Source organism: Shewanella sp. BJSY2023SW007 (assembly GCF_047314525.1).
Taxonomy (GTDB): domain Bacteria; phylum Pseudomonadota; class Gammaproteobacteria; order Enterobacterales; family Shewanellaceae; genus Shewanella; species Shewanella chilikensis.
In genome coordinates this window covers 1-26901 of sequence record NZ_JBKORL010000068.1, presented here as the reverse complement: position 1 = coordinate 26901, position 26901 = coordinate 1, and the positions used below count along the sequence as shown (strand labels likewise).

Below are 26901 nucleotides of genomic sequence, written 5' to 3'. Positions count from 1 at the left end.
TTCCTTATTTCTTCCTATATCCGAGTGAGTTTATCCAACAACATGAGCAGTACAGGATCCAGGGGGGCCTGCACTGTCATTTCAGTCTCTGTCTCAGGGTGAGTGAACTTAAGTTGCGCCGCATGCAGAAACAGGCGGTTCAACCCGAGTGCCCGCATGCTGTCATCAAACTTTTGCTCACTGTACTTTTCGTCACAGGCGATTGGATGGCCGGCATACTGGCAGTGCACCCGGATCTGATGAGTACGGCCGGTTACCGGACTCGCCTGCACCAGCGTGGCACCGTCATAACGCTGCAAAATTTTGAAACGAGTTTCCGAGGCCTTGCCTTCGGTATTCACCCGTACAATACGTTCACCCGATTTGAGCGTCAGCTTCAGCAGTGGCGCCTTAACCACCTTGTCGTGCTTTTGCCACTCACCGCGAACCAGCGCCTGATAATCTTTTTGCATCTGCTTATGCCTGAGCTGGTCATGCAGGTGCTTTAGCGCGCTGCGCTTCTTGGCGACCAAAAGCACTCCGGAGGTGTCTTTATCCAGACGGTGCACCAACTCGAGAAACTTTTGCTGCGGTCGCAGGGACCTCAGCGCTTCAATCACGCCGTAATCCACACCACTGCCACCGTGTACGGCGATGCCGGCAGGTTTGTTCAGTACCAGAATATGCTTGTCTTCAAAAAGAATTCTGTCTTCTAGGCGCGATACCCGCTCAAGATTCGCGGATGGCGCAGTGCGATAGTTTTCTTCACTGACCCGAACCGGCGGAATACGTACCAGGTCCCCTTCGGCCAACTTGTATTCAGGCTTTATCCGTTTCTTGTTGACCCTGACTTCGCCCTTACGCACTATGCGATAGATCATGCTCTTGGGTACACCCTTGAGCTTGCTGAGCAGAAAATTATCAATGCGCTGGCCAACATTGTCTTCGTCAATGGTCACCAGGCGAACTTGCTGATTGGGTGATGGCGTCTCGGTTTTCATAACACTTATGTTGCGGTTCGGGGCGCGCTATTGTACAACATGTTGAGGCTTTTGATTGCCGATTTTTTTGAATTCAGCTATATTTCAGCGGCGAACCCTGCGTATTGATGAGCCTTTGCTCAATCTATGAACGGTTCGAACAGTGGAAAGCGCTTGAGCGATGTCTGACCTCCGAGGTCGCAAATAATTGATTTGCAAACTGTATATAAAAGAACACTACTGAAAAAATTGTTTTTACGGTTAAACCTGGACGGAAACACGAAATTCAGACCACTTTCAAGCCGCCACTATGCTGTTTTCGAAAGTTAATGTTAACTCGTCATCAAACGACAAGGCTCGACTTCGGCATTACCGGATTATTATTGAAGAATTTATGGGGTTGGTTGATGTTTTACAACGAATTCCTTGTTTTTGTAATCATTGAAAAATAAGCCATAAATAGGATGCGACACGCAGCGAATGCGTCTAACAGCAATGCGCACCTCCCAGCCTGGAGGAACGCCGAGAGGCGTGCCCGAATGAGACCAGGCCCGTAATGCAGCGACCTGTACGTTTGATGACCTCTTATTAAGAAGAATGACGTCATCATGAAACGGATGTTAATCAATGCGACTCAATCCGAGGAGTTGCGCGTTGCCCTGGTTGATGGGCAACAGCTTTATGATCTGGATATCGAAAGCCCAGGCCATGAGCAGAAAAAAGCCAATATTTATAAAGGTAAAATCACCCGCGTAGAACCCTCTCTGGAAGCGGCATTTGTTGACTATGGCGCCGAGCGTCATGGCTTTCTGCCACTGAAAGAGATCGCTCGCGAATACTTCCCCAAAGGATACTCCTTCCAAGGTCGTCCCAGCATCAAAGAAGTGGTCAGTGAAGGCCAGGAAGTCATAGTTCAGATAGATAAAGAAGAACGTGGCAACAAGGGCGCCGCCCTGACCACCTTTATTAGTCTGGCTGGCTCTTACCTGGTACTCATGCCCAACAACCCTCGCGCCGGTGGTATCTCCCGTCGGATTGAAGGTGATGAGCGCACTGAGCTGAAAGCGGCCATGGAGCACCTGGAAGTGCCCAACGGCATGGGGCTGATTGTTCGCACCGCGGGTGTTGGCAAGGCTGCCGCCGATCTGCAGTGGGACTTGAAGGTATTGCTGCACCATTGGACAGCGATTCAGGAAGCGGCCGAGAGTCGCCCTGCTCCTTTCCTGATTCATCAGGAAAGCAATGTTATCGTCCGCGCCATCCGCGATTACCTGCGCCGTGATGTAGGCGAAATTCTAATCGATCACCCACAAATTTATGCTGATGCCAAACAGCATATCGCCTTGGTACGCCCTGATTTTGTCGACAGAGTCAAACCTTACTCTTCTGAAGTGCCACTTTTTACCCACTATCAGATTGAGTCACAGATAGAATCCGCATTCCAGCGCGAAGTTAGACTGCCTTCCGGCGGCTCCATCGTTATCGATCCCACAGAAGCGCTGACCTCTATCGATATCAACTCCGCCAGAGCCACCAAGGGCGGCGATATCGAAGAAACCGCACTGAACACCAACCTCGAAGCCGCCGACGAGATTGCCCGTCAGTTGCGTCTGCGCGACTTGGGCGGCCTGGTGGTTATCGACTTCATCGATATGACTCCGGTCAGACACCAACGCGAAGTGGAAAACCGTCTGCGTGATGCAGTTCACCATGACCGTGCCCGTGTGCAATTGGGCCGTATTTCCCGCTTCGGTCTGATGGAAATGTCCCGTCAGCGTCTGCGTCCGTCTCTGGAAGAGTCCGCCGCTCACATCTGCCCACGCTGTAACGGCCAGGGCACCATTCGTGGTACCGAGTCACTGGCACTGTCGATTCTGCGCCTGATGGAAGAAGAAGCCATCAAGGAAAACACCTCTCAGATTGAGGCCATAGTGCCCGTGGATGTTGCGGCTTACCTGCTGAACGAAAAGCGCAAGGCCATACGCATCACTGAGCAGCGCCATGATGTTGAAGTCTATGTGATCCCTGATCCACACATGATGACCCCGAACTACCGTGTGGTGCGTCATCGCAAGGACGACCAGATCTCTGAAGTCAGCTACCAGCGTGTGGAAGATCCGGAAAACAAACTGTATGAACCACGTAAACTGGAACGTGCAGCCGCACCTAAGCCAGCACTGAGTGGTTTCGCTACACCTCTCAAGCAGGAAACTGCCGAAGCACCGCAGACAGCCAAACCGGCGGCCAAAGCCGCAACGACTGAAGCGGCCAAGCCCGGAATAATTTCCCGTTTATTCGCCGCCCTGGGTGCCATCTTCTCCTCTTCCGAGCCACAAGCCGACAAGAAGCAGGAAAAGAGCACTAAAGACAATCAAGAAGGCAGCGGCCAGAACAACCGCCGTAACCGTCGCAATGACCGCAACGACAGACGTCGCAAGAGTGGTGATGACAAAGACGGTAACCGCGATTCACGCAGCCGCAACCGTAAATCGTCCGCCAATGAGCGCCCTGCCCGTGATAAAGACGAGCAAAGCAACAAGCGTCAGGCAAACGACACCGGCAAGCCAACCCGTGGTGACCGTAACGACAAGGCTCCCAAGTCTGAAGCTGTGGATGAACGCAAGAGCCGCAGCAAGGCCCGTGACGAAAGCGAGCAGGAACCAAAACAGGAAGCCGCCCGTGAGCGTCGCCAACGTCGCAACCTGCGCCGTAAGGTGCGCATTGAGGCCAGCGATGCACAGGAAGCCGTTGACAATACAGCAGAGACAGCCAGCGCCGAAGTGAAAGCCAGCGCCCAGGCCAAATCTGAAGTAAAGGTTGAGGCAAAAACCGAGGCCAAGCCAGCTCGCGCCAAAGAGAGCGATGCCAAGGATAACGCCGAGCAAGCTGACAAGCCGCGTCGCAGCCGTCGTAAGCCTGCCGCAGCTCAGGCTGAGTCCAAGGAAATGGAAGTTCAGACCGAAGTTGAAGCCAAGTCAGAAGCCAAGAGCGAAACGGCTACCGAGCAGAAGGGTGAAGAGTCAACTCTGGTTGCCACTAAAGCCCAAGGTGCAGAGATGTCACCAGACATTCAGGCAAGCGCCGAAGCCAGCCCTGTTGCCAATGCCGAGCAAATCGCTGAAACCAGTGTTCAAGCTAGTGGTGTTCAAAGTGATGCCGAAGCCATTGAGGGTGCTGAAGAAGACGATAAGCCCAAGCGCGAAGGCCAACGCCGTAGCCGCCGCAGCCCTCGTCATCTGCGCGCAGCCGGTCAGCGTCGCCGCCGTACTGAACAGGAAGGCGAAGAGTCTGAAAGTACTGAAAAGGCAAGCACTGAAAAAGCAGCTACTGAAGTAGCAAATAACGCTAAAGAAGCGGTTGTCGCCGAGGCATCAGCGTCAGCCGCTGCCGTTGAAGTCGATGCCGAGCAAGCAAAGCCTGCCGACAAAGCTCAAGAGCCAGCACAAGCTGAACCTCAAGTTGTTGCCAAGCCGACTCCTCAGGTTGAAGCCAAGCCGGCTCCTCAGGTTGAAGCCAAAGCGGAAACCAAAGCCGAAGCTCAGGTTGAGACAAAGCCTCAAGCCGAGGTCGCTGCCAAGGTAGAAGCCGTTGCCGATGCAAAAGCCGCCGAAGTAGAGGTAAAGGCTGAGCCCAAAACAGCAGAAGCCGAACCAGCGCCTGAAGCCAAAGCTGAAAAAGCTGAAGTTGCAAAAGCTGAGCCCGTCGAAGCTGCGCCATCAAAGGCGGTAGAGAAAGCGAGCGAAGCACCCAAGGCTAAAACTGTTGAAGTCGCAGCAGCCAAGCCCAAGGCAGAAACTGCATCGGCAAGCGTCGCCGCCTCAGCCCCTATGGCCAAGCCGGCTGCTATCAGCCGCCCTGCGCGCCAGTCAAGCAATGAAGCCAAGGAAAGCTCGGCAGCAACACCTGCAACAACCCAGGCAAGCGCCGCAGCAAGAGTCAGTCGCTTCAGCACTATGGTTGGCTCAGATACAACCAAGCCACAGGTGGATCAACGTGCTCAAGTTGAAGTGCCCAAAGGCCGTGAGTATCAGGCCAATGGCGAAACCGCGCCACGCAAGAGCCATGGTAACAGCGCCGAGTCAGATATGGCCCGTCCCTGAACCTAAGTGTTGCTGAGAAAAAACCATGCCCTCGGGCATGGTTTTTTTATTTTGATCTGCTTCACACTTCTGTCACAACAGAAATTTTGCTAGTATGCGCAACTTTGTTTTTAACCCTCAAGATGGGATCCCAAGCTGAATGTTTGAACTGATACGCCATAAAACCAGCAGTCACAAGGCGGATATACTCTCCGGCCTAACGGTTGCTATGGCGCTGGTGCCCGAAGCGGTAGCCTTTGCCTTCGTTGCTAAAGTAGAACCTATGGTGGGCCTTTATGCCGCCTTTATCATGGGACTGATCACGGCCCTCATCGGCGGCCGTCCCGGCATGATCTCAGGCGCCACCGGCGCGATGGCCGTGGTCATGACCAGCCTGGTGGTGTCTCACGGCGTCAGCTATCTGTTTGCTGCCGTGGTGCTGGCCGGGGTAATTCAAATTACCGCCGGAGCACTGCGTCTTGGCAAGTTCATCCGCATAGTGCCTTATCCTGTGATGATAGGCTTCGTCAACGGCCTGGCCATAGTGATATTCCTGGCGCAACTGGGGCAATTTCAAGTCAAAGTCGGCGAAGAGGAGATGGCCTGGTTGCCCGGTGCAGATATCTGGCTGATGCTGGCGCTGATAGCCATGACGATGGCCATCATACATTTTCTGCCTAAACTGACCACAGCCGTGCCTTCATCCCTGGTGGCCATACTGGCAGTAACCGCTCTGGTGGTAGGCCTGGATTTGGATACCCGCAACGTGCTCGATTATTTGCGCAATATGAGCGGTAATCCTGAGGCAACTATCGCCGGCACACTGCCAAGCTTTGCCATTCCGGCCGTGCCCTTCAACCTGGAAACCCTTTATATCATAGCGCCCTATGCCGTTATCCTGGCTGCTGTTGGCCTGATTGAGTCTCTGCTGACTCTGACTGTGGTCGATGAGATGACCCAGACCCGCGGCCGTGGCAACAAGGAATGTGTCGGCCAAGGCGTGGGTAACGTCACCAGTGGCTTTTTCGGTGCCATGGGTGGCTGCGCCATGATTGGTCAGTCGATGATTAACATCAACTCAGGGGGCCGCGGTCGTCTTTCCGGGATCACCGCCGCTCTCACCTTGCTGTGCTTTATTCTGTTTGCCGCCGCCTTTATCGAGATGATCCCGCTGGCCGCCTTGGTCGGGGTCATGTTTATGGTGGTGCTGGGAACCTTTGAGTGGGCCAGCTTTAAAGTGATGCGTAAGGTGCCCAAGCACGATGCCTTTGTTATTGTGCTGGTGACTGTGGTGACGGTATTTACCGATCTGGCGATTGCGGTATTTGTCGGGGTGATAGTATCTGCGCTGGTATTTGCCTGGGAGCATGCCAAACAAATCAGTGCTCAAAAGAGCATAGATGCCAACGGTTGGGCGGTTTACCGTCTCAATGGCCCACTGTTTTTCGGCTCGGCGGCTTCGTTCCTTGAGTTGTTCGATGCCAACAATGACCCCAAGGATGTCGTGGTCGACTTCCAGTCATCCCGGGTCTGTGACCACTCGGCTCTGGATGCCATAGACACCTTGGCCGAGCGCTATGTGAATCAAGGCAAACGCCTGCATCTTCGTCATCTTTCCAACGACTGCAAACAGTTGCTGCACAAGGCCGGCGATCTGGTGGAAGTCAATCTGATTGAAGATCCCAGATACAAGATTGCCGACGACAAGTTGGACTCGTAAATTAACACTGTCCAGACCATATAAAAACGGCAAGCTGAGGCTTGCCGTTTTTATATTCTACTTCAGCTTGGCACTGAAACGTTCCCGCACCTTATCCAGCTTGGGTTTAATCACCAAGGCACAATAGGGCTGCTCACCATGGAGCGCAAAATAGTCGTTATGATAGTCCTCCGCCGGATAGAAACCATCAAAGGCGGTCAACTCTGTCACTATCGGTGCGCCGAATAAGCCTTCCTCATCCAGCGCCTTAATCATGGAGGATGCCGTCTCAATCTGCTTATCCGAGTGCGCGAAAATCACCGAACGATACTGAGGCCCCACATCGTTGCCTTGGCGATTCAAGGTGGTGGGATCATGACTGGCAAAGAACACCTCCAACAGCTCGGCATAGCTGATGACAGTGGGGTCAAAAACTATCTGCACCACTTCGGCATGGCCGGTTGCGCCGCTGCATACCGCCTTGTAGTTGGCATCTTTTGCCGCGCCGCCGGCATAGCCGGAAGTCACTTGCGTAACCCCGGACAAGCTTAAAAATACCGCTTCTGAACACCAAAAACAGCCGCCGCCCAGGGTGGCCGTCTCCAAACACTTTTCAGTTGCCGGCTGCAAAGCCTCGGCATCATCTATGGCCTCAAATACCATGGAGACAGAATTGACGCAATGTCGCAAGTTCTTGGGCGTTAACCCCTCTCCTTCAAACACATGTCCCAGATGACCACCACATTGACTGCAGACTATTTCGGTTCTGCGACCATCGGCGTCGGGTATCCGGGTGACAGCACCAAAGATTTCATCATCAAAGGCGGGCCAGCCACAATGGGCATTGAATTTATGCTCGGACAAATACAAGGGGGCACCGCATTTACGGCACAGATATCGCCCCTTGGCATTGTGTTGATACAGCTCTCCACTGAAAGGGCGCTCTGTGCCTTTTTCCTCTATGACATAACGCTCAAACTCGTTCAGGGGTTTCATTTAACGCTCCTCGATTACTCTGCGTAACCCATAAGACCCAAATTGCAGCGGTTACCCTTCACTCTAGTTACACAGAGCCATAAAAGTGACTTGGATCACTTTACGTTACCCCTATAAAGACATCAAGGTAGACTTGCGCCCGGGTCACCCGACTGCCAACAAAATGTCCATAGAGACACGAGTATCGGGTCAATAAAAAATAACCAAGAAAGATGATGATGAAACTGGAAACCATAGACTATCGCGCCGCAGATGCTGCCGAGCGCTTTGTAGAATCCCTGCGCAGCACCGGCTTTGGCGTGTTGCGCAACCACCCTATTTCACAACACTTGGTGCAGGATATCTACCGCGACTGGCAGGAGTTCTTCAACAGTGAAGAAAAGCAGGCCTTCATGTTCAAGCCGGAAACCCAGGATGGTTTCTTTCCGGCGAGCATTTCAGAAACCGCCAAAGGCCATACGGTCAAAGACATCAAAGAGTACTTTCACGTCTACCCCTGGGGCCGCATTCCTGAGCAATTGCAGGACAATATCCTCACCTACTACCAAGAAGCCAATGCGCTGGCCGCCGAGCTCCTGGACTGGGTCGTGGCGCACTCGCCTGCCGAGGTGGCAGCCAACTACCGCACTGAGCTGTCGCAAATGATAGCCAATAGCCACAAGACGCTGCTGCGGGTACTGCATTATCCGCCAATGACTGGCGATGAGACCCCGGGCGCCATTCGCGCCGCCGCCCATGAAGATATCAACCTGCTTACCGTATTGCCCGCCGCCAACGAGCCCGGGCTGCAGGTGCAGAGCCTCGACGGGGAATGGCTGGATGTTCCCAGCGATTTTGGCAACCTTATCATTAACATAGGCGATATGCTTCAGGAGGCTTCCGCCGGTTACTTCCCATCGACCACTCATAGGGTGATCAACCCGGAAGGCGCCGATATGAGCAAGTCGCGGATCTCACTGCCGCTGTTCCTGCACCCTCGCCCCGACGTTGTACTGTCAGAGCGCTATACCGCCGACAGCTACCTGATGGAGCGCCTGCGCGAACTTGGGGTTATCTAGCGCCTGCGGGCGCTTTTTTCAGTTCGGAATGCTACAATAGCGCTCTTTTTCAGTTTTCAGCAGGATAAGCAATAGATGGCGATTCAATGGTATCCGGGACACATGCACAAGGCCCGCAAAGAGATAGAAGAGGTGATGCCTCAGATAGATCTGGTGATCGAAGTGCTGGACGCCCGAATACCCTACAGCAGTGAAAACCCCATGGTGGCCAAGCTGCGCCAGGACAAGCCTTGTATCAAGTTGCTGAATAAGTCTGATCTGGCCGATCCCGAGATAACCAATCGCTGGATTGAGTACCTGGAGCAGGAACAAGGAGTACGGGCACAAGCCATCACTACCCTGCAACCTGCCATGGTCAGAAAGATCCCCGAGCTGTGCCGCAAACTGGTCCCCGTAAGCGAAGGTGCGCTCAAGGATATTCGCACCATGATCATGGGCATCCCCAATGTGGGCAAGTCCACCATCATCAACACCCTGGCCGGTCGGGTGATTGCCAAGACAGGTAATGAACCTGCGGTAACCAAGGCGCAGCAAAGGATCAACCTTAAAAACGGCATAGTGCTATCCGACACGCCGGGGATCCTTTGGCCCAAGGTGGACAATGAAGCCTCGGGTTATCGCCTGGCGGTCACAGGTGCCATCAAGGACACCGCCATGGAGTATGAGGATGTGGCCCTGTTTGCCGCAGCTTATTTCCTGCATGCCTACCCGGAGGCGATGATGGAGCGTTATAAGCTCACCTCCCTGCCCGCCACAGATATTGAACTGCTCGAAGAGATAGGCCGCAGGCGCGGCGCCCTCAGAAGCGGCGGTCATATCGATTTGCACAAGGCCTCGGAACTGCTGCTGCATGAGTTCCGCTCTGGGAAAATCGGTCAGCTGTCACTGGAAACGCCGGAAATGGCCCAGGCCGAAGAGGCGGAAGTGGCCAAGCTGCTGGCAGAGAAAGAAGCCCTGAAGCAGGCAAAGAAAGAAGCCGACAGGCTGAAGCGCTCCGGCAAACGCCATCAGGGTTAAGCTTCCCTCAAGAAGCAAGCTTAACGGAAACGGGCCACAAATCGTGGCCTGTTTTTGTTTGTCACTTATCCGACCAATTATCCAACTAAATTCCGCATAAGCTTAATGTTAGTCCTTTGCAGAACCGCTCACCGCGTGGGCGGGATACTCCTGGGCCTGGCGGCCTGGATCCTGGCAAACAGCCCGGCAATACTCAACTCCAACAGATCCAAAACCTGCTCAAATCCGCTGTCGCCACCATAGTAAGGATCCGGGACTTCCCTGATCGGAGTATCGGCAAAGTCCAGCATCAAGGCCAGCTTGTGTTTGTAAATCTGCGGACAAGCCTCATCTAGGGCCTGAAGATTCTCACGATCGGCCGCCAGAATAAGATCGAAATGAGCAAAGTCCCGCGCGCACACCTGCCTGGCTTTGATCCCTGAAAAGTCCAGTCCACGCCGCTCTCCGGCGGCGCGGGCGCGCCTGTCCGGCGACTCCCCTGAGTGATATCCTATGGTGCCGGCAGAATCCAACTCCAGTGTCAGTCCCATGGCCTGAGCCTTGGCCCGGGCCACAGCTTCAGCACTTGGTGAGCGGCAGATATTGCCCATACAAACCATCAAGATACGGTTAATTTCGCCCTCGCTGACACTTGGCACACTTTGAAATTCCACCTTAAGGTTCCTTGTTGACTGACACGGCAGGATTGCGTTCTGCAGCCGGGTCGGCTGCAGAGACTTTTGCCTCAATAGCCTCTGCCGGGAAACTGAGTTGATAGTCGGATCTTACCCTAAGGAAGCGGGCAAACCTAGGCTTGCCGCCCGAGGTCCACCCGGAGAAAGCAAAGGTTACCCAGGTTCCGGGAAGCGGTGGTGAAGCCCTCTCGGCATCGGTGAAACCTGTCCCCAGGCGAAAGCTTACCCCAGCCTCGGTTTCCACCAGCAAGGCGCCCATCATGCCTTGATACTTGCCTTTTCCCGGAAGTATCGCCAGCACTCGCGCCTCGGCATCTTCCACAGGTTTGAGTTTTAACAAGGCATCACTGCGCCCCGCCAGATACATGGCATCGATGCGGTGCGCCATCAGGCCTTCGCCCCCTTTGGCCACCACCTGTTGTAACCACAGATGTAACTCTTGCGTGCTGCTCAGACGCCGCTGCTCGATGACATAGAGATAAGGGGTCAGTTGGTGATACTGCTTGAACGCCTGATAACGTTCGGCAAAAGCCATTTTAAGCCCGGGGGCATCGAACAGATAAAAACCCAGCTGGCGCCAGGAGTCTGCTTCGCCTAAACCTCTGGCCAGCAGCGATGCAGTATCAAAGCTGTGATAGCCACCCCAAAGCTCTCCTTCGAGTGCCACGTCAGGAAAGTCCTTCACAAACCAAATTGGTGCAGGAATGACTCTGCCCGAGCGGCTCAACAAACGCCTGCCGTCCCATCTGGCGCGGACACCATCAAGTTTTTCACTGACAAGGAAATCCTTGATATCTACCTTATGTTGTTGCCAACGTCCGGCCAGCTCAGGGGCCGGTAATTCTCTATCGCCGGCAGCCGGAAACGAGAGCAAAAAAGACAAAGCCAGCAGAAAAGTTTGCAGCAGTAACAATATGGCAGGAAAACATTTAAGGTATGCTGTTGTCGTTAAAGATTGCGGATATTGCATAAGCCCTCCCTGGCTGTCGGCCAATTGCCTGCTACATCCTATAGCAGAGACCAAAACTATAAAGAGTATAGAAAGTCGTGGCGATTATGGTGACAACAAGTGTAACGATTATCGAAACGGCCCTCCCCCCTTTGCCAAACCTTCCACCATGGCATAATAACGGCCAAACACCCTTGGTGGGTGAAGTAACAGCTATATCAGCGGCAAGATGAGCTGCTATAATACCGCCGCACCTTCCCTAAGCGTCACCAATACTCAATGAGTGGCTCGTGACCAACGCAAGGTCAATAAAGGCAGCGACCTGTTTCAACCCCATTAACCCAGGAACCTTTCACGGTTCAGCGGGTCTTTATACAGCAACCCGCCATAGCCACAGATCAAGAATTGAGAAAATATGAAACCCGCCAACAATCACGGACTGAAACGCATTTTTCGCGCCACCGGCTTTTCCATGAAAGGACTGAACTCAGCCTGGAAACATGAAGCCGCCTTTCGTCAGGAAGCCGTACTGGCATTGTTAATGATCCCGCTGGCGTTATATCTGGATGTGGCCAAGACAGAAAAATTATTGCTGATAACGACAGTATTTATCGTCATTATTACCGAACTATTGAATTCAGCCATTGAAGCCGTGGTCGACAGAGTGGGCGATGAAATTCATCCCTTGAGCGGCCAGGCCAAAGATATTGCCTCGGCGGCAGTCTTTATCAGCCTGTGTTTATGCGGCCTGACCTGGGCCGTGGTTATCTGGCCTTTGGTGTTCTAAAGCGCTTTGGTATGTTGAATGCATGCTTTGGAATATTGAATGCATAAGTAAGGAAACCGGGGCTTCAAGCCAAAGCGCTCAATGCCCCGGAGAGGCTTAGAACTGACTTCTGAGATAGTTGACCGCTTGCAGTATCTGCTCCAGGCGGTCGTTGCCCGGCAAGTAGGCTACATAGACATTGCGCCTGAGCGGTGTTTTATCATCAATCACAAACAGCTCACCTTTCGCCAGATAAGGTTCAATCATGTTTTGCGGCAAAAATGCACTGCCGCCATTATTGAGCAGAAAGTCCAGCGCAATGCGGGCAGAGCCGGTGTGCAGTACAGGAATGGGCAACTCGGCATAGTCTCTGGCATGTTGAATATTAAACGCCGTGCCCCAATCGACCTTGATATAATGCCTGTCCGTCAGTTCATCGACTGAGGTAGCCGCCTCTGTGCTCACCAGATGCAGAGACACCTCTCCTATCTGCAATAGCTCAAACTCTTCCAGCTTAGGGGGATCGAAGGCAATGGCCAGATCCAGCGTTCGGTCCATCAACTGTTTGGTCATCGCCGCCGGCGCCAGAATTTCGGTGCGTAGCGCCACTCCGGCAAGCCCCTGATGTAAGCCCTGCATATATCCCTGCAGATAAGCGTCCCAGATATTGGGCGCCGCACCGATAACCAATTGTACCGACTGGTGCTCACTCAAGGAGATATCCTGTTTGGCCCGCTCCCAGGCGGTCAGTACCGCTTCGGCATGCGCCAGCATCCGTACCCCGGCCGGGGTCGGTTGTATGTTGTTTCGCTGCCGCTCAAACAACTCGACGCCGAGAATACTCTCCAGCTGCTTCACCCTGAAAGATACTGCGCTGCGGGTCAGATAGAGGTTCTCGGCGGCCTTCCCAAAATGGCGGGTATGGGAAACTTCCAGAAATGTTTTGAGTAAATCCGTGTCCATAAAAAATTCTTTATCGTCATAGACAAATTTTTTTGATTTATAAATCAATCATACTAGCCAATACTCTGCTTGCAAATCTCCTCAAGAACCATTTTGTAAGGAATATCGCCATGTTGACCACGACTCCTTCACCATCGGCACTGCAAAGTGCATCTATGCAACAAGCCGCCAATGAGAGTTTTGTCAGCGAACGCCGTTTCTATGACGACAAAAACTTCCCCAAGGGCTTTCGCCGCAGCGGGGATTTTACATACAACGAAGCAGAATTACTCGAAAAACATGGCGTTGCCATGCAGGCTCTGGCAGAGGGACGCCAAGCTCCCCGGAATCCGGAGGAGAGTCATTTTGTTGAAGTTGTCCGCGGAAATTCCGCTCCTGGTAGCTTGTTGGAAAAGATCTGGGTAAAGTATGTCAAGTTGGCTTCTGGGAAGCCTTTCTACGCAGTTGTCGGTACCAATTTGGTGAAAAAGGCCGATGCTGAGTATCTTGACGATATGATAGATGACGATGTTCAGGATGAGCCTGAACTAGAGGATGACCAATGAAAATTAGGGTTTGCGACTAAATGCGTGGTTGGATTTTATATAAAGAGACCGCGACTCAGCTAAAACCTGAATTGTATGAGATTAACCGATTGTTGGAGGCCGCCAAGGCCGACAATATCGAACTTGAGGTCTATGCTCCCGATGAGTTTGACCTCACTGTGACCCGAGAGGACAACAAGAGTATTTTACTGAACGGGCAACCAGTAGAGTTGCCCGATTTTATTATTCCCCGTATGGGCTCGGGTACCACCTATTTTGCCTTGGCGATTATCCGCCACCTGGAGCGTCTTGGCGTTTATTGCCTTAACTCTTCCAAGGCGATAGAAACCGTTAAGGACAAGCTATTTTCCCAGCAACTGTTGGCTGAAAAGAATCTGCCAACGCCCAAGACCATGCTGGTGAAATTCCCGGTTGATGTTGACTTGGTTGAACGTCATTTGGGTTTCCCTGTGGTGATCAAGACACTGTCCGGCTCGCAAGGCAGCGGCGTGTTTCTGTCACACAAGGCGCGGGAGTTCGATGATCTGATGCAGCTTATCGAAGCCACCAATAAAAATGCCAACATCATTTTGCAGGAGTTTATCTCCAACAGCCATGGCCGGGACTTACGAGTCTTTACCATAGGTGGCCGGGTAGCGGGTTGCTACGAAAGACGCGGTCAAGAGGACAGTTTCAAAGCCAATGTCAGCGCCGGTGGCTCAGCCAGCCCCTTTACGGTCACACCTGAAATCGAGTGGCTGGCAACCCAGACCGCCAATATTTTGGATCTGGATGTCGCCGGAATCGATCTGCTGTTCGATAATGGTCACTACAAGATTTGCGAGGCCAACTCCTCGCCGGGCTTTGAAGGACTGGAGTCCTGCCTCAATCTAGATATTGCAGCACAAATACTGCACTTTATCCGTATCCGTTTGGGCATGTTCAACAAGGACTCCAAGAAAAGCGATAGCAGCAAGTCCGAGGGCTGATCCGAACACGATCTTTAATATAAGACTGAAGCGCTCCATTACGGAGTGCTTTTTTGTTATGGATCATAAAAAACCATAACTTTCCAAACATTTTATTCACACAACACACTATTCTGGTTTAGACTCTCTGCAACCGCGCGGATTTTCAGCATCCGAAAATACAAGAAGTGTCGCCCCAAGAGCGAACCCAAAAGCACTCAAACCGCGCATGTGCCGAATTACCCCGGAAAAGGAATCTCTGAGAAGGCACTTGGATTATCTGAGTAATAAAAAGAGATCACCCCATTGTTGACAACACATTTAATTAACATTCCGGGTTCGAAACTGGTGTTGACACTACTCCTGTTGTGCTGCGCGGCCAACTCTGTTCAGGCCGACGAGTGGAGTCTGAATATAGGTGGTTTCTATTCCCAGTCCGACACCAATATGCAAGTCACAGATCCCTTGTTAGGCAACGATTTCGAATTGGATTTCGAATCGGATCTGCAGTTGGCGGAAAATGAGTTTCTGCCATTGGTTGAAGTAGGATATCGCTTCAACGACAGACACCATATCTATATCGATTGGAAACAACTGCATCGCAGCGCCGAAACTCAAGCAGTCAGCAGGCCATTTCAAATCCAGATTGATGATACTGTTTATGACGTCAAGGCCGGAGGCCAGTTAGGCACAAGCCTTAATATTGATATCGTTCGTATTGGCTATGGCTATGATCTGTTTCAAGGCAACGGTTATAACATAGGGGTCAGTGTCGGCTTGCACACTATGTTGATTGACAGCAGCTTTGAGGGTTCCATTGGCGCCTGTGCCACTTCAGAACTCAGCGGCAATATCTGCAGCGCTCAACCTATTCCCAGAGTGGTAGATGAGAGTGTGACTGCACCTTTGCCGAATGTTGGCCTCTTTGGTGACTATGAGCTGGCACCCGGTTGGCAACTTAATCTACATGCCCAATATTTTTCCGTGCGTCTGGATGACCTCGAAGGCTCATTGGTCGATATCAGAGCAGGCATGAAAACGGCGCTGAGTGACAACTGGGACATCAGTGTGGCGTACAACTATTACAAGGTAGATGTGGATGTGCGTCAGAGTACGTCCAATGCCGAAGTAAAAGTAGCCGACTACAATATTTACTATAGTTTTATCGGCCCCATGTTATCTGTCAGCTATCGCTTCTGAGGCCAATATAAAAACCGGGGACAGATCCCCGGTTTGCGCTTAAAAGTGTCCTTCTCAGCGCAGATCCTGCGCCCGACGTTTCTTAAAGTCCGAGTCTTCGAGCCATTTGGGCCAATCATTGTTATTGGCCAACCGCGCCAGAATATCGCTTATCAAGGCCAAGTCCTGCTGAACCCCATCCAGACTCCAGCTTGGGTCATAATCATCGGCTGCCTTATGATATTTATGGGCGATATAATCCGGGTCTGTATCCCCCAAACTCATAAACAGCAAGCCGGGTACCCCTTCCTTGGCCAGAGCGAAATGATCCGAGCGGAACATCAAGCCATTTTGCGGCCGGGGATCGGCCTTGACGCTGCGTCCCTGTCCTTTGGCGGCATCATTCAAATACTGCTCCAGCTCTGACACACCCTCACCATAACGCAGGATGTAATCCACGCCTTTGCCCATATTCATGCCGTCTATATTAAGAAATGCCACCAGCTGCTTGGTGGGAACCGGGGGATTTTCGGCAAAGTACTGGGCACCAATGAGTCCGGTTTCCTCGGCAGTAAAGGCGCTGAACAGAATCGAGCGTTTCGGGGCATCAATGCCCTTTTGCTGTTTGAAATGCTTTGCCAATGCCAGAACACCGGCCACACCGGAGGCGTTGTCCACAGCGCCGTTGAGCACCACTTCCTTGCCATCTTCAATGGTCTTTCCCAGGTGATCCCAGTGAGCGTGCATCACCAAGTATTCATTTTTGTGTTCACTTCCAGGCAACAAGGCCGCCACATTGTGGGATTGCGCCAGTTCTATCTTGTTGTTCAAAGTTAGATTGGCCTTGAGTTTTAACGGCACCGCCTTGAAGCCTTTATTGACCGCCTGTTGCTTCAAGGTATCAAAATCCAGACCCGCCTGGCTGAACAGCTTCTTGGCGCTATCGTGCTGGATCCACCCCATCACGCCCACCGATGATGCGTTGTTGTCTTTATCCACCAGGGTGTACTTGGTATTGGTGTTACTGTTACGCACCACCCCCCAACCGTAAGCGGCGGGCGCAGTTTCATGCACAATAAACACGGCTTCAGCGCCCTGGCGGGCCGCTTCTTCATATTTATAGGTCCAGCGACCGTAATAAGTCATGGCATTGCCCTTGAATACCTGGGGATCCTGAGTGGCAAAGCCGGGATCATTGACCAGCACAATCAGCGTCTTACCACGAACATCCAGGCCTTCAAAGTCATTCCAGCCGTATTCCGGGGCATTGATACCGTAGCCGACAAATACCACCTCGCTGTCTTGCAGCTCCACCTTGGGTGTCACTCTTTGAGTGCGGGCGGTAAACTCCTCGCCGTTACTGAAACTCATTGAGCCCAACTTAAGCTGCATATTCTGATCTGCGCTGATCCTGGCCATGGGAACGGCTTGCAGATAACTGTTGCCAAACCCGGGCTCAAGCCCCATCTCCTTGAAAGCTTTGGTAAGGTAATCCAAGGTCAGCTGTTCACCGGCCGACAGAGGCGCACGGCCTCCAAAAGCATCGCTGGCAAGGGTTTTCACATCCTGGCGATAGCTGGATTCATCCAGTTCAAAGGGGGCGGCCAACGCCAGAGCAGGCGTTAACAATGTGGCCAACAGGCCACACACAGAGGTAAATTTCACGACTTCATTCCTTACTATTATCTATTTTGTTCAGCCATTGTAACAGCGGGGCAGCATTCGGCAATCGGCGCAACAAGGTGACATTCCGTGAGCCTATGGATCCACAAGCGGCTTAATTTATGTCAAGCTGAATAGGTTTTTTACATCGACAATGAGCTCCCCTATGGCCATGACTCTGCTTCAGCAAGCCGCTCAATACCTGAAAAAAGCCTTACCCCTGATGTTGAAATATCGGATACCGACAACGCCGGTCAACTATGCGCTCTGGTATGCCTATGTCAGCGAGCGCAACCCGGTACTCAATGCCGGCCTGGATCAAGCAATCAGCCAGTTCAACACCTGCCCCCCCTCCACGGCAGAACTTCTGTACCGCCACCATCTGGCTCCGGAAGAGGAACTGGATGTCAGAGATATGCGCCAGAGTATGGAGGCGATAGCGACCGAGCTGTCTCAGTCACTCAAGGATACCAGCTGTGATGCCGACAGTTTTCGCGCCAAAATAGAGCGTAACTTTGGCCGTATCAGCCGCTTGGATCAGGACGCCATGGATCTTGAGCAGGTGATGGGCATGGTCCGAGCCCTGGTGAAAGACTCGGATGATATTCGCAACAGCACGGATTATTTGAGCTCGCAACTGAGCAAAGCCCAACAAGAGATAGACAGTCTGCGACTACAGCTGCAAAACACCGAAAAAGACATATTGTTTGATGCCCTCACCGGCTGCCTTAATCGCCGTGCCTTCGATGCCGACTTCGAGAGCTTGTTGAGTCAGTCACCCAAGGGCTGCTGCCTTATTCTGGTGGATGTGGATCACTTCAAGCGTTTCAACGATGAATATGGGCATCTTTTGGGGGACCAGGTGCTCAAGGCGGTGGCCAAGCGTCTGCAGGATAGTTGCCGTGACGGCACCAAGTTGTATCGTTTCGGTGGTGAAGAGTTCGCTATTCTGGTGCCGACCAGTCAGCTGAGAGTGGCCCGCCAACTGGCCGAAGCCATGAGACGGGCACTGGAGAAGGTTAGCGTCAGAGACAGGCGCAAGGGCCAGCTCATCAGCAATATCAGCGCCTCCTTCGGGGTTGCAGAATGGCAGCAACTGGATACCCGCCAATCCCTTACCGAACGCGCCGACACCTTGCTCTATGAAGCCAAGCGTTTGGGCCGCAATCGGGTGATGCCGATATCAGGCTGAAACCGCCAGCGTTTGCAAGGCTTCTGCCTGCACCACAAATCTAAGCTCGGCGCCGCCGCTCAGGCTGTCGAAGGGATAACAGGTGATCAGCGTCAATAGCCGCTCATCACTGCCCATCAACCAACGTGTCTCAGATTCATGCACGACTGCGGTAGCCCGTATTCGATAAAAATGGATCTGGCCATCCATTCCCTGCAAGCGGATCTCCTGCCCCCCCCTGGCCCCGGCCAGGATCGCGAAATGGGTATCCCTGTGACCGGCAATCACGGTATTGCCTGTCTCTCCGGCGCCGGCTCCCGAAAGCATCTGCGCCGGTCCAAAGGCCAGGTTACGGCCACTGGCCCCGGCCAGCACATAGAGTGGCTCATGCTTGCCTATCCACAATTTGGCCGTGGGGTGGGTATCGGCCCAGGACCAGGGTTTGTGTGCCTGGCCGTCAGTCAGACTCTTGGCCCAGGCCTTTTCAATCAAAAACTGGGCGAACATGGCTTTGGCTTGCATATATCCTCCTTTAAACAGCATGGCCGAACCTGCCACAACCAGAACAACTATCACTATTGAGCAGATATCGCTAAAACGCCCCCTATTGACCGAGGGCATAGCGCCTGCTGTCAGGGCCTGCTCAGCCTGGCTCATCGCCCTGCCCCCTCACAAGCACGGCGGCCAAAAGCCCTGGGGAAAGCCGCCAGCATCAACGCCGCCAGCAAACTTGCCAACCCCAGCAGCAACATCAGCCGGCTGTCGGTGGCGGTCTGCGGCAACTTACCCTGCCAGCCCTTGGGCGCATGACTGGCCACTTGCCCTTCCCGGGTCGCCGCGGCGTCCGGATTGACCGGGGTGACATCCACTGCCACCAGGCTGGTGTACGGACTGACCAAGTGGTACTTCAGCGACAGCGCTGTGACCTGGCGTTCAATGCGTTCACTGTTGGCAGCATCTTTGGCCAGCTCCAGCGCGGCTATCTGTTTTCTGGCCCAGATAAGATCCAGCCCTTTGGGATCAGCCTTGGCATTGAGCGCCAGCTCCTGCTGCCAGAATTGGCCATCGATAAGACCGGATACGATAACTGCCTTGTGGGCATTGCTACGCTGTTTGATGCTCACCAATACCGGCTCACCCTGATAGAGATCCGGAATTTGTGCCGGCCAGTAATCCGGCACTGTGCCGTCAGGGTAGCGCAGCGACACATCTGTGATCCTGGGAGCGGAGATTTTTTCCAGCAAGGCAACCACCTTTTGCTCCACCTCCTGCATCTTGCCAATATAGGTAAAGCTGCCACGCCCCAGCTCTGCGGCGCGCTGCATAAAGTGGGAGTTGGGGGCACTGCCTATGCCTACGGTAAACAGGCGGTTGTCGCCGAGCCTGTCTTTAATCAGTTCAAACAGCGCCTGTTCATTGCCTACGGCGCCATCCGTCATGAAAATCACTTGCCTGAGCGCCTTAATCTCACCTTGCGTGCCGACTTTATTTTGAGCGGCAAAATCATTGTTCAATGCCAACTCAAGCGCCTTGGCCATCTCGGTACCACCGTTGGCTTCCAGGGCACGAATAAACTGCTGTGCCCGACCTATATTGTGGGCCGTCGCCGGCAAAGAGTTGGCCGCCATGGTCTGCACTGCAGAATTGAATTCAACAACATTGAAACTGTCCTCCGATTTGAGACTGCTCAATGCATACAGCAATGCCTGTTTGGCCTGAACTATTGCATCTCCCCCCATGGAGCCCGAAGTATCTATCACCAGAATAAGCTCCCTGGGCAAGGGCTTGGCCACCTCTTTGCTCTGTGGAGGCATCAACATCAATAGACTGTATTCATCCCTGGCTGCTTGGCCTTCGGCCTGCGCTAAAGAAGGTGCTGGGGTATGGGTCTGGCCTTGCTGGCTGAACAGCGCCGCTGCGGGCTTGGCGCCCGGATCCGCTTGCCATTGCAACACAAAGTCGCTGTCGGCCTTGGTATTGTCTTGTTGCAGCTGTACCCGAATACGGCCATCACTCAGGGTTTGTTGAGAAATAGCATGATAAGGGGATTCCAGCGACAGCAAGGGAAAACCAGCATCCAGGATAATATCCAAACTGAGACGATTCTCCTGGCCACCGCTTTGCGCTTGGGTGCTTATAGGCTCAGAGCTTTCGCTATCAGCGCCGGTGAACATCTTTTCAAGGCCCGCGGCTTCAATCACAGGGCTCAACAACCGCGCCGCCTCTTCCACGCCCTTGAAGCTTTGCAGCATGCTTTGAGGCAGATAACGGGGCGTGTGGGTCATGGGAAAGCGCAGGCTGAACTGACCATCACGGTAATCCAATGCTTGCTGGTAGCTGAAGCTGACTTTAAGGGTTTCCCCCGGGGCCAAATTAGCCACCTGAGTGGTGAACAGGTTGGGCCGCTCCTGACTCAGTAAACTGGCGCGCTTGCCCTGAGCCTTGGCCTGCTCAAAAGTGCGCTTGGCCTCTTCCTTTGGTTGAATAACCCCCTCGATGATCCGCTCACCTATTCTCAGCTGCATGCTGTCCACCGCCGCCTCATTGGGCAGCGGGAACAGGTAACGGCCGTGGATCCACTCCTGGCTATCATTGGTGAATGACTGGGTGACGCTGACTCTGTTACTCCAGCCACTGATGTTCATGCTGACTTCGGTTGCCAGTGCCGGGGCCTGGGTGTCGCCGAAGGCGAGCACCCCGGCACCTGGCCATTGCGGATTATCAATCAGTTGAAGGGTATCTTCCTGAGCCTGCGCACTTGCAGGCTCTTCGGCAAGTTGGGGGCCATTCTCGGCCCAGGCTTCAACCGAGCTCACCAGGTTGAACACCAGCAGTGCCAGCAGGGCAAAGCCTGAAAATTGCAGGGCGTTAACGGCCCTGCATAAATAAGTATCAGAATCGCTGTGACTGGCGGCGGGCATTCTCTGAAACTGCTCGTTTTCCTGCCGAGGGATATCCATATTCATTTTGCCGCTCCCTCTCAATTACCGCTTTGTTGATTGGCTGCCAGAGCAGCTCCCTGAGTCTGCAATTTCAGCGTGACCCGACGGTCAAAGAAGTCGCTCTCGCGGCTCTGTTTGGCACTGAGGGGTGAACTGGCGCCAAAAGCCTGGGTTTGCAAACGCTCTTCGGCAACGCCTTGGCTAACCAAATAACTTTTCACCGCCTCGACCCGCTGCTCGGACAGCGTCTGGTTGTAATCAGAATTACCGCGGCGATCGGCGTAACCGGTCAGATCCAACATCAGCTCAGGCGACAGGCTCATGGCATAGGCCAAATCGTCCAGCTGGAGGGCAAAGTGGGGTTCGATTTCGGCGGTGCCGGTACGAAACTGCACATTCATACCCACTATCAACTCTTCGAGCTGAGCAGCCCGGTCGCGGGAAAGCGCATTGAGGCGACTCTGGGCATCGGCGTATTGCAACGATAACTCCTTCAGCGCTCGCTGCTTCTCACTGAGACTCGCCAGTTGTTCGGTTTGCTCGGCAAGCTGTTGCTGCTGACTCTTGAGCTGCTCGTCATCGCCCACAGATTTACCCACTATGCCGCCGGTGAAGGCACCGATAACCGCCCCCACAGGCCCCCCAACCACGGCACCCAGCAGTGCGCCTGTACCAAAGCCAACCAACTCTTCGTTGTGGTCTCTCTCCTGAGTCGGTAAGTTTGGCTGGCTGTCGGCGTGCGCCAGAGAAGAAGTCAGCAACAGTGATGCCATGATCAGGGAGGCTATGGGGGTCTTTTTCATCATCTCGATTCCTTTTGTCTTGTAGAGCTTGCTGCCCAGTTGGCAGCGTTCCTCGTCGTTGAGATGATTAAACCCCATTGAAATGGCAAGTCTGGGGAGCAAAAATGGCACTTTGGCTATCAATTGTGGCAACAAAATGGCAATTGGAAGCGATCGCTTTTTTCACGGCTAAAATCCTGTATAGTCACGGCTATTCACGGCTCGGCAGGAACAAGAGGCAGATGAAACGCATTGCCATAGTGGAAGATGAAGCTGCAATAAGAGAAAACTACAAAGACGTGCTGCAATCACAGGGTTACTCTGTGCAGACTTACGCCAACCGCCCCGAGGCGATGCAGGCCTTCAACACCCGCTTACCGGATCTGGCCATTATTGACATAGGTCTGGAGCATGAAATCGATGGTGGCTTTACCTTGTGCCAGTCGCTGCGGGCGATGTCGGGCACCCTGCCGATTATTTTTCTCACCGCCAGAGACAGCGACTTCGATACGGTTTGTGGCCTGCGTCTGGGTGCCGATGACTACCTGAGCAAAGATGTCAGTTTTCCCCATTTACTGGCGCGGTTGGCGGCGCTGTTTCGCCGCTGCGAACTCGCCGGCAGCAGCGCTCCGGCCGACACCCTGATGGAGCGCGGCGCCCTCACCATAGATGCCAACCGAATTCAGGTTTATTGGCAACAGCAGCCGATTGAACTGACTGTAACCGAATTCTGGATGGTGTACGCCCTGGCCAAACATCCCGGTCATGTGCGCAGCCGCACCGAATTGATGCAGGAAGCCAAGATTTATGTCGATGACAGCACCATTACCTCCCATGTAAAGCGGATCCGGCGTAAGTTTATCGCCGCCGATCCTGCCTTTGACTGCATAGATACCGTCTACGGCATGGGTTATCGCTGGGATCCCGAATCTTGAAGTTTCCCTCCTATCACCCGCCAATAGGCCTCAGAACCAAGACCCTGGTACTGTCGCTGTTTTTGCTGTGCCTGCCCTGGCTTGGCTATCAGTATGTGTGGGAGATGGAGAAATATCTGCGTCACGGCCAGGAGAAAACCCTGGAAGGAACCACTCAGGCCCTGGCTACGGCGCTGCATGAACGACCCAGACTGTTCGACAGCCAGGCCAGTTTCCTCAATCAAGTGGAAAAGGGCCGCGATCTCTACGCCTACCCGCTCAACGGCCCCATTCAGCTGGATGGCCGCCTCAATGATTGGGAGGCTTACCGCCATCGCGCCATGACCTATGGCGAAGAGCATACCCTGATGCGCTTGAGTGACAGCCAGTCAACGCTGAGCTTTACCCATATGGTCGGTAAATATGGCGGCTACCTTTACGGCTTTTTCGAGGTAACGGATCCAAAGGTGATTTACCGCGGCCGCAACAGCCTGAGTGTGGATCGCAACGACTATCTAGCCATCGCCACCCTGGCCCCGGATGGCCGTTTTCGCCGTTATACCATAGCCAACAAGCGCGATGGCTGGCTCAGCGCCTTCGAGTTGCCTGAAAATCCGGCGCTCAGCGCCCCGGTGACACCAGAGGTCCGCATTCAGGGCCAGTGGTTGAAAACCGATAAGGGTTACAATATTGAGCTCAGAATGCCGCTGGAGATGGTGGGCAGTAAACTCAGTTTTGCTATTCATGATGTCAACGACAAGAAGGGCCGCAGGCTGGAAGCCATAGTCGGTACCTCGGCCACAGACCGCGCCGACAAGCTGGGGACGGTTCTGGTACCATCACCGGAAATTGAAAGTATTATCAAAGGTATGGGGCATAACAGCTCGCGGATCTGGGTGGTGGATGTCCATGGCCGGGTGCTGGCCAAGTCGGGCGATATTCGCGCCGATTCCAGTGTCTGGACCCGCTCGGTCGAAGAGGAGCGGCAACCGGAAAGCTTCTTTGGCAAACTGGAACACGACTATCTACACCCCATCTACTACACAGTGCTGACCAAGCCACCTATGGATTTTATCGACTCACTGCAGGACTCGACCGAACTTGGCGGCAGCCATATTCGCCGGGCGCTGAATGGCCAGATGGCCTCCACCTGGCGCCTGACACCGGATAACAAGGCGGTGGTGTTGGCGGCGGCCAGCCCCATCTGGATTGACGATAAGGTGATGGGCGCCGTGGTTGCCGAGGAAACCACCCATGGTATCCGTACCCTGCGTAACCGGGCACTGGAGAAGTTGTTCAATGTGATCCTGACCGTGATGGCCATGGGTACCCTGGCACTGTTTGTGTTTGCCTCCGGGATCTCCAGCCGCATTCGCAAACTCAGGGATCAGGCCGAGCGCGCCATCGACAGCCAGGGGCGGGTTCGCGACACCATTCCACCTTCAAAAGTGCGCGATGAAATTGGCGATCTGTCGCGCAGTTTTGCCAATATCGTCAGCCGGCTGGGTCAATATACCCACTATCTGGAAAACATGTCCTCGCGGCTATCCCACGAATTGAGAACCCCGGTGGCCGTGGTGCGCAGCTCATTGGAGCACTTGAGTCTGCAGCAACTGGACAAGGACACGGCCAAGTATGTCGACCGCGCCCAGGAAGGGGTCAACCGCTTGTGGCTGATCCTCGCCAACATGAGCGAAGCCACCCGGCTCGAGGAGTCCCTGTCCCAGGCCGAGATAGATGAATTCCCGCTGACCAAGGTTGTGGCAGGCTGCGTCGCCGGGTATCAGATGACTTACAAGGAACAAGGTTTCGTGCTGGTGTTGCCGGATGAACCTTTGACCATGCGCGGCGTGCCTGAATATATCGCCCAGCTGATGGATAAGCTGGTCAGCAACGCCATTGAGTTCAGCAAAGCCGATACCGATATCCGCATCAGCCTCAAGGTGCAGGGCAAACAGGCCCTGCTCAGGGTGGAAAACCAAGGGCCACTGTTGCCGGAAAACATGACCGAGCAGATCTTCGAATCCATGGTCTCAGTGCGGCCGCAAACGATGCAGTCCAAACCTCATCTGGGACTGGGACTTTATATCGCCAGGCTTATCACCGCCTTCCATGGCGGCCATATCAGTGCCAGCAACCTGAGCGACGGCTCGGGTGTCGAAATCCGGGTCAGCCTGCCGCTGCTTTAAGCTGCGGCCAACTTGAACAAGTCTCAAGCCCGCCGCACTGGCAATGACAAGATTCAATGTTAATATGCCTCAAACGGGCGCTCGCCCCGCCATCACAGACAAGAGTTGCATCCATGAAGAAAGCCACCAAGCTGGTCTCACTCGGCCGGGACAAAAAGTGGAGCAAGGGAGTGATCAATCCTCCCGTGTTTCGAGCATCAACCGTTGTATTTGACAGCATGGAACAGATGCGCCACGCCACGGCCAATCGTGCCAAAGGGGAGATGTTCTATGGCCGCCGCGGCACCCCGACTCACTTTGCCTTTCAGGCTGCTATTGCCGAACTCGAAGGTGGTGTTGGCACAGCACTCTACCCTTCAGGCTCTGCGGCCATCAGTGGCGCCCTGCTGTCTTTTCTGAAGGCCGGTGATCACTTGCTGATGGTAGACAGTGTCTACGAGCCTACCCGGGATCTGTGCGACAAGCTGCTCAAGGGGCTGGGGATTGAAACCAGTTACTATGACCCCTTGATTGGCGCCGGTATCCGCGAGCTTATCCGCCCCAATACCAAAGTGCTGTTTCTGGAGTCTCCCGGCTCCATCACCATGGAAGTCCAGGATGTGCCGACCCTGTGCCGTATCGCCCATGAACATCAATTGGTCACCATGCTGGACAACACCTGGGCCTCCCCCATCAATTGTCGCCCGTTTGAGATGGGCGTCGATATCTCGATTCAGGCCGCCACCAAGTACATAGTGGGTCACTCGGATGTGATGCTGGGTACAGCGACCGCCAACGAAGCACACTGGGATACCCTGAGGGAGAACAGCTATCTCATGGGCCAGTGCACCTCTGCGGACGATATCTTTCTGGCTGCCAGGGGGCTGAGAACCCTGGGGGTAAGAATGGCGCAACATGAAAAAAATGCTCTCAAAGTGGCCAATTTCCTGGCGCAGCGCCCGGAAGTGGATCACCTGCGCCACCCGGCGTTTGCCAGTTGCCCGGGTCACGAGTTTTTCCAGCGTGACTTCAGCGCCGCCAACGGCTTATTTTCCTTCGTGCTCAAAGAGGGTAACCGCCAGGCGATGACCGCCTTCGTCGAAGGGATGGAGCACTTCAAGATGGGATTTTCATGGGGTGGCTTCGAGAGCCTTATTCTGGCGATATCCGGCATAGAGAAATTGCGCACGGCAACCCAATGGGACAGCAGCAAGCCCCTGGTGAGACTGCATATAGGTTTGGAAGATCCAGACGACTTGATTGCCGACCTCGAACGGGCCTTCGAGCGTTATCACGCCGCGATGCAGGCTTGAACAGCAAAAAGCCCGCTTGAATGCGCAACGTAGTTCACTTAAGCGGAGCTGCCTTGTGATTAACAGGGTATCGGGTCTTTGATATTTTTACCGCCCTAGGCCGATTTGGCTTAGGGCG

The 26901-nt window shown here is 53.8% G+C and carries 21 protein-coding genes; 12 read left to right on the top strand and 9 right to left on the bottom strand.

The genetic code is table 11. The features are described from left to right. Positions 1-14: 14 nt before the first annotated feature. Positions 15-980, bottom strand: coding sequence for a 23S rRNA pseudouridine(955/2504/2580) synthase RluC (gene rluC, locus ACMHXE_RS10445; protein ID WP_226564049.1), 966 nt, complete (start codon positions 978-980; stop codon positions 15-17). A 587-nt stretch (positions 981-1567) separates the two neighbouring features. On the opposite strand from rluC, the gene rne reads away from it, so the two are divergent. Further along, positions 1568-5059, top strand: a complete 3492-nt coding sequence (gene rne / locus ACMHXE_RS10440) for a ribonuclease E (protein WP_413732187.1) — start codon at positions 1568-1570, stop codon at positions 5057-5059. A gap of 139 nt (positions 5060-5198) precedes the next feature. Next, positions 5199-6758 (top strand): SulP family inorganic anion transporter, encoded by a 1560-nt coding sequence (locus ACMHXE_RS10435; protein WP_039033294.1) that lies wholly within the window; start codon positions 5199-5201, stop codon positions 6756-6758. A gap of 57 nt (positions 6759-6815) precedes the next feature. Here ACMHXE_RS10435 and ACMHXE_RS10430 read toward each other — a convergent pair whose 3' ends face one another. Next, entirely contained in the window at positions 6816-7733 is a 918-nt protein-coding gene (locus ACMHXE_RS10430) for a bifunctional methionine sulfoxide reductase B/A protein (protein ID WP_335917616.1), read from the bottom strand. A gap of 218 nt (positions 7734-7951) precedes the next feature. Here ACMHXE_RS10430 and ACMHXE_RS10425 point away from each other — a divergent pair, with 218 nt between their 5' ends. Both ACMHXE_RS10425 and ylqF read left to right on the top strand, forming a co-directional pair. Beyond that, entirely contained in the window at positions 7952-8791 is an 840-nt protein-coding gene (locus tag ACMHXE_RS10425) for an isopenicillin N synthase family dioxygenase (RefSeq protein ID WP_413732235.1), read from the top strand. A gap of 75 nt (positions 8792-8866) precedes the next feature. After that, positions 8867-9808 carry a ribosome biogenesis GTPase YlqF gene (gene ylqF / locus ACMHXE_RS10420; RefSeq protein WP_093983046.1) on the top strand — a complete coding sequence of 314 codons (942 nt, stop codon included), beginning with the start codon at positions 8867-8869 and terminating at the stop codon, positions 9806-9808. A 128-nt stretch (positions 9809-9936) separates the two neighbouring features. Here ylqF and ACMHXE_RS10415 read toward each other — a convergent pair whose 3' ends face one another. Together ACMHXE_RS10415 and ACMHXE_RS10410 are read right to left on the bottom strand one after the other, a co-directional pair. Continuing rightward, a complete protein-coding gene (locus ACMHXE_RS10415; protein ID WP_248952080.1) occupies positions 9937-10407 on the bottom strand; it encodes a low molecular weight protein-tyrosine-phosphatase in 471 nt (156 codons plus the stop codon). 55 nt (positions 10408-10462) lie between these two features. Continuing rightward, the gene (locus ACMHXE_RS10410; RefSeq protein WP_101055172.1) at positions 10463-11452 is read right to left on the bottom strand and encodes a DNA ligase; all 990 of its coding nucleotides are present in this window, start codon (positions 11450-11452) and stop codon (positions 10463-10465) included. Positions 11453-11846: 394 nt separating this feature from the next. On the opposite strand from ACMHXE_RS10410, the gene ACMHXE_RS10405 reads away from it, so the two are divergent. Then, on the top strand, positions 11847-12218 hold the full coding sequence (locus ACMHXE_RS10405; RefSeq protein WP_101055174.1) for a diacylglycerol kinase: 372 nt from the start codon (positions 11847-11849) through the stop codon (positions 12216-12218). Positions 12219-12314: 96 nt separating this feature from the next. Here the strand turns inward: ACMHXE_RS10405 and hdfR are convergent, their stop codons facing one another. Beyond that, positions 12315-13160 (bottom strand): HTH-type transcriptional regulator HdfR, encoded by an 846-nt coding sequence (gene hdfR, locus ACMHXE_RS10400; protein WP_101055176.1) that lies wholly within the window; start codon positions 13158-13160, stop codon positions 12315-12317. Positions 13161-13270: 110 nt separating this feature from the next. On the opposite strand from hdfR, the gene ACMHXE_RS10395 reads away from it, so the two are divergent. From ACMHXE_RS10395 to ACMHXE_RS10385, 3 genes are all read left to right on the top strand, one after another. Beyond that, positions 13271-13705 (top strand): DUF413 domain-containing protein, encoded by a 435-nt coding sequence (locus tag ACMHXE_RS10395; RefSeq protein ID WP_039033298.1) that lies wholly within the window; start codon positions 13271-13273, stop codon positions 13703-13705. A gap of 20 nt (positions 13706-13725) precedes the next feature. Further along, positions 13726-14673, top strand: a complete 948-nt coding sequence (locus tag ACMHXE_RS10390; RefSeq protein WP_101055178.1) for an ATP-grasp domain-containing protein — start codon at positions 13726-13728, stop codon at positions 14671-14673. A 327-nt stretch (positions 14674-15000) separates the two neighbouring features. Next, positions 15001-15852 carry an outer membrane beta-barrel protein gene (locus ACMHXE_RS10385; RefSeq protein ID WP_224866494.1) on the top strand — a complete coding sequence of 284 codons (852 nt, stop codon included), beginning with the start codon at positions 15001-15003 and terminating at the stop codon, positions 15850-15852. 54 nt (positions 15853-15906) lie between these two features. Here ACMHXE_RS10385 and ACMHXE_RS10380 read toward each other — a convergent pair whose 3' ends face one another. Next, positions 15907-17496, bottom strand: coding sequence for a M28 family metallopeptidase (locus tag ACMHXE_RS10380; RefSeq protein WP_101055180.1), 1590 nt, complete (start codon positions 17494-17496; stop codon positions 15907-15909). Positions 17497-17659: 163 nt separating this feature from the next. Here ACMHXE_RS10380 and ACMHXE_RS10375 point away from each other — a divergent pair, with 163 nt between their 5' ends. Continuing rightward, positions 17660-18685: a GGDEF domain-containing protein gene (locus tag ACMHXE_RS10375; RefSeq protein ID WP_413732183.1), complete on the top strand. Its 1026-nt coding sequence runs from the start codon at positions 17660-17662 to the stop codon at positions 18683-18685. On the opposite strand, the gene ACMHXE_RS10370 is transcribed toward ACMHXE_RS10375, so the two are convergent. From ACMHXE_RS10370 to pdsO, 3 genes are read right to left on the bottom strand one after another with little or no spacing between them, the layout of a single operon-like run. After that, a complete protein-coding gene (locus tag ACMHXE_RS10370; protein ID WP_045283772.1) occupies positions 18677-19285 on the bottom strand; it encodes a class GN sortase in 609 nt (202 codons plus the stop codon). The two genes, ACMHXE_RS10375 and ACMHXE_RS10370, sit on opposite strands and share 9 nt — an antisense overlap. Before the next feature lie 32 nt (positions 19286-19317). Further along, complete coding sequence (locus ACMHXE_RS10365; RefSeq protein ID WP_413732181.1) at positions 19318-21630, bottom strand: marine proteobacterial sortase target protein; 2313 nt, start codon at positions 21628-21630, stop codon at positions 19318-19320. Positions 21631-21644: 14 nt separating this feature from the next. Continuing rightward, entirely contained in the window at positions 21645-22412 is a 768-nt protein-coding gene (pdsO, locus tag ACMHXE_RS10360) for a sortase-associated OmpA-like protein PdsO (RefSeq protein WP_413732179.1), read from the bottom strand. Between the two features lie 218 nt (positions 22413-22630). On the opposite strand from pdsO, the gene pdsR reads away from it, so the two are divergent. From pdsR to ACMHXE_RS10345, 3 genes are all read left to right on the top strand, one after another. Further along, positions 22631-23323 (top strand): proteobacterial dedicated sortase system response regulator, encoded by a 693-nt coding sequence (pdsR, locus tag ACMHXE_RS10355; RefSeq protein WP_025009526.1) that lies wholly within the window; start codon positions 22631-22633, stop codon positions 23321-23323. Next, on the top strand, positions 23320-25491 hold the full coding sequence (pdsS, locus tag ACMHXE_RS10350; protein ID WP_413732177.1) for a proteobacterial dedicated sortase system histidine kinase: 2172 nt from the start codon (positions 23320-23322) through the stop codon (positions 25489-25491). Before pdsR ends, pdsS begins: the two co-directional genes overlap by 4 nt. Before the next feature lie 113 nt (positions 25492-25604). Beyond that, complete coding sequence (locus ACMHXE_RS10345; RefSeq protein WP_039033343.1) at positions 25605-26783, top strand: cystathionine beta-lyase; 1179 nt, start codon at positions 25605-25607, stop codon at positions 26781-26783. Positions 26784-26901: the final 118 nt, after the last annotated feature.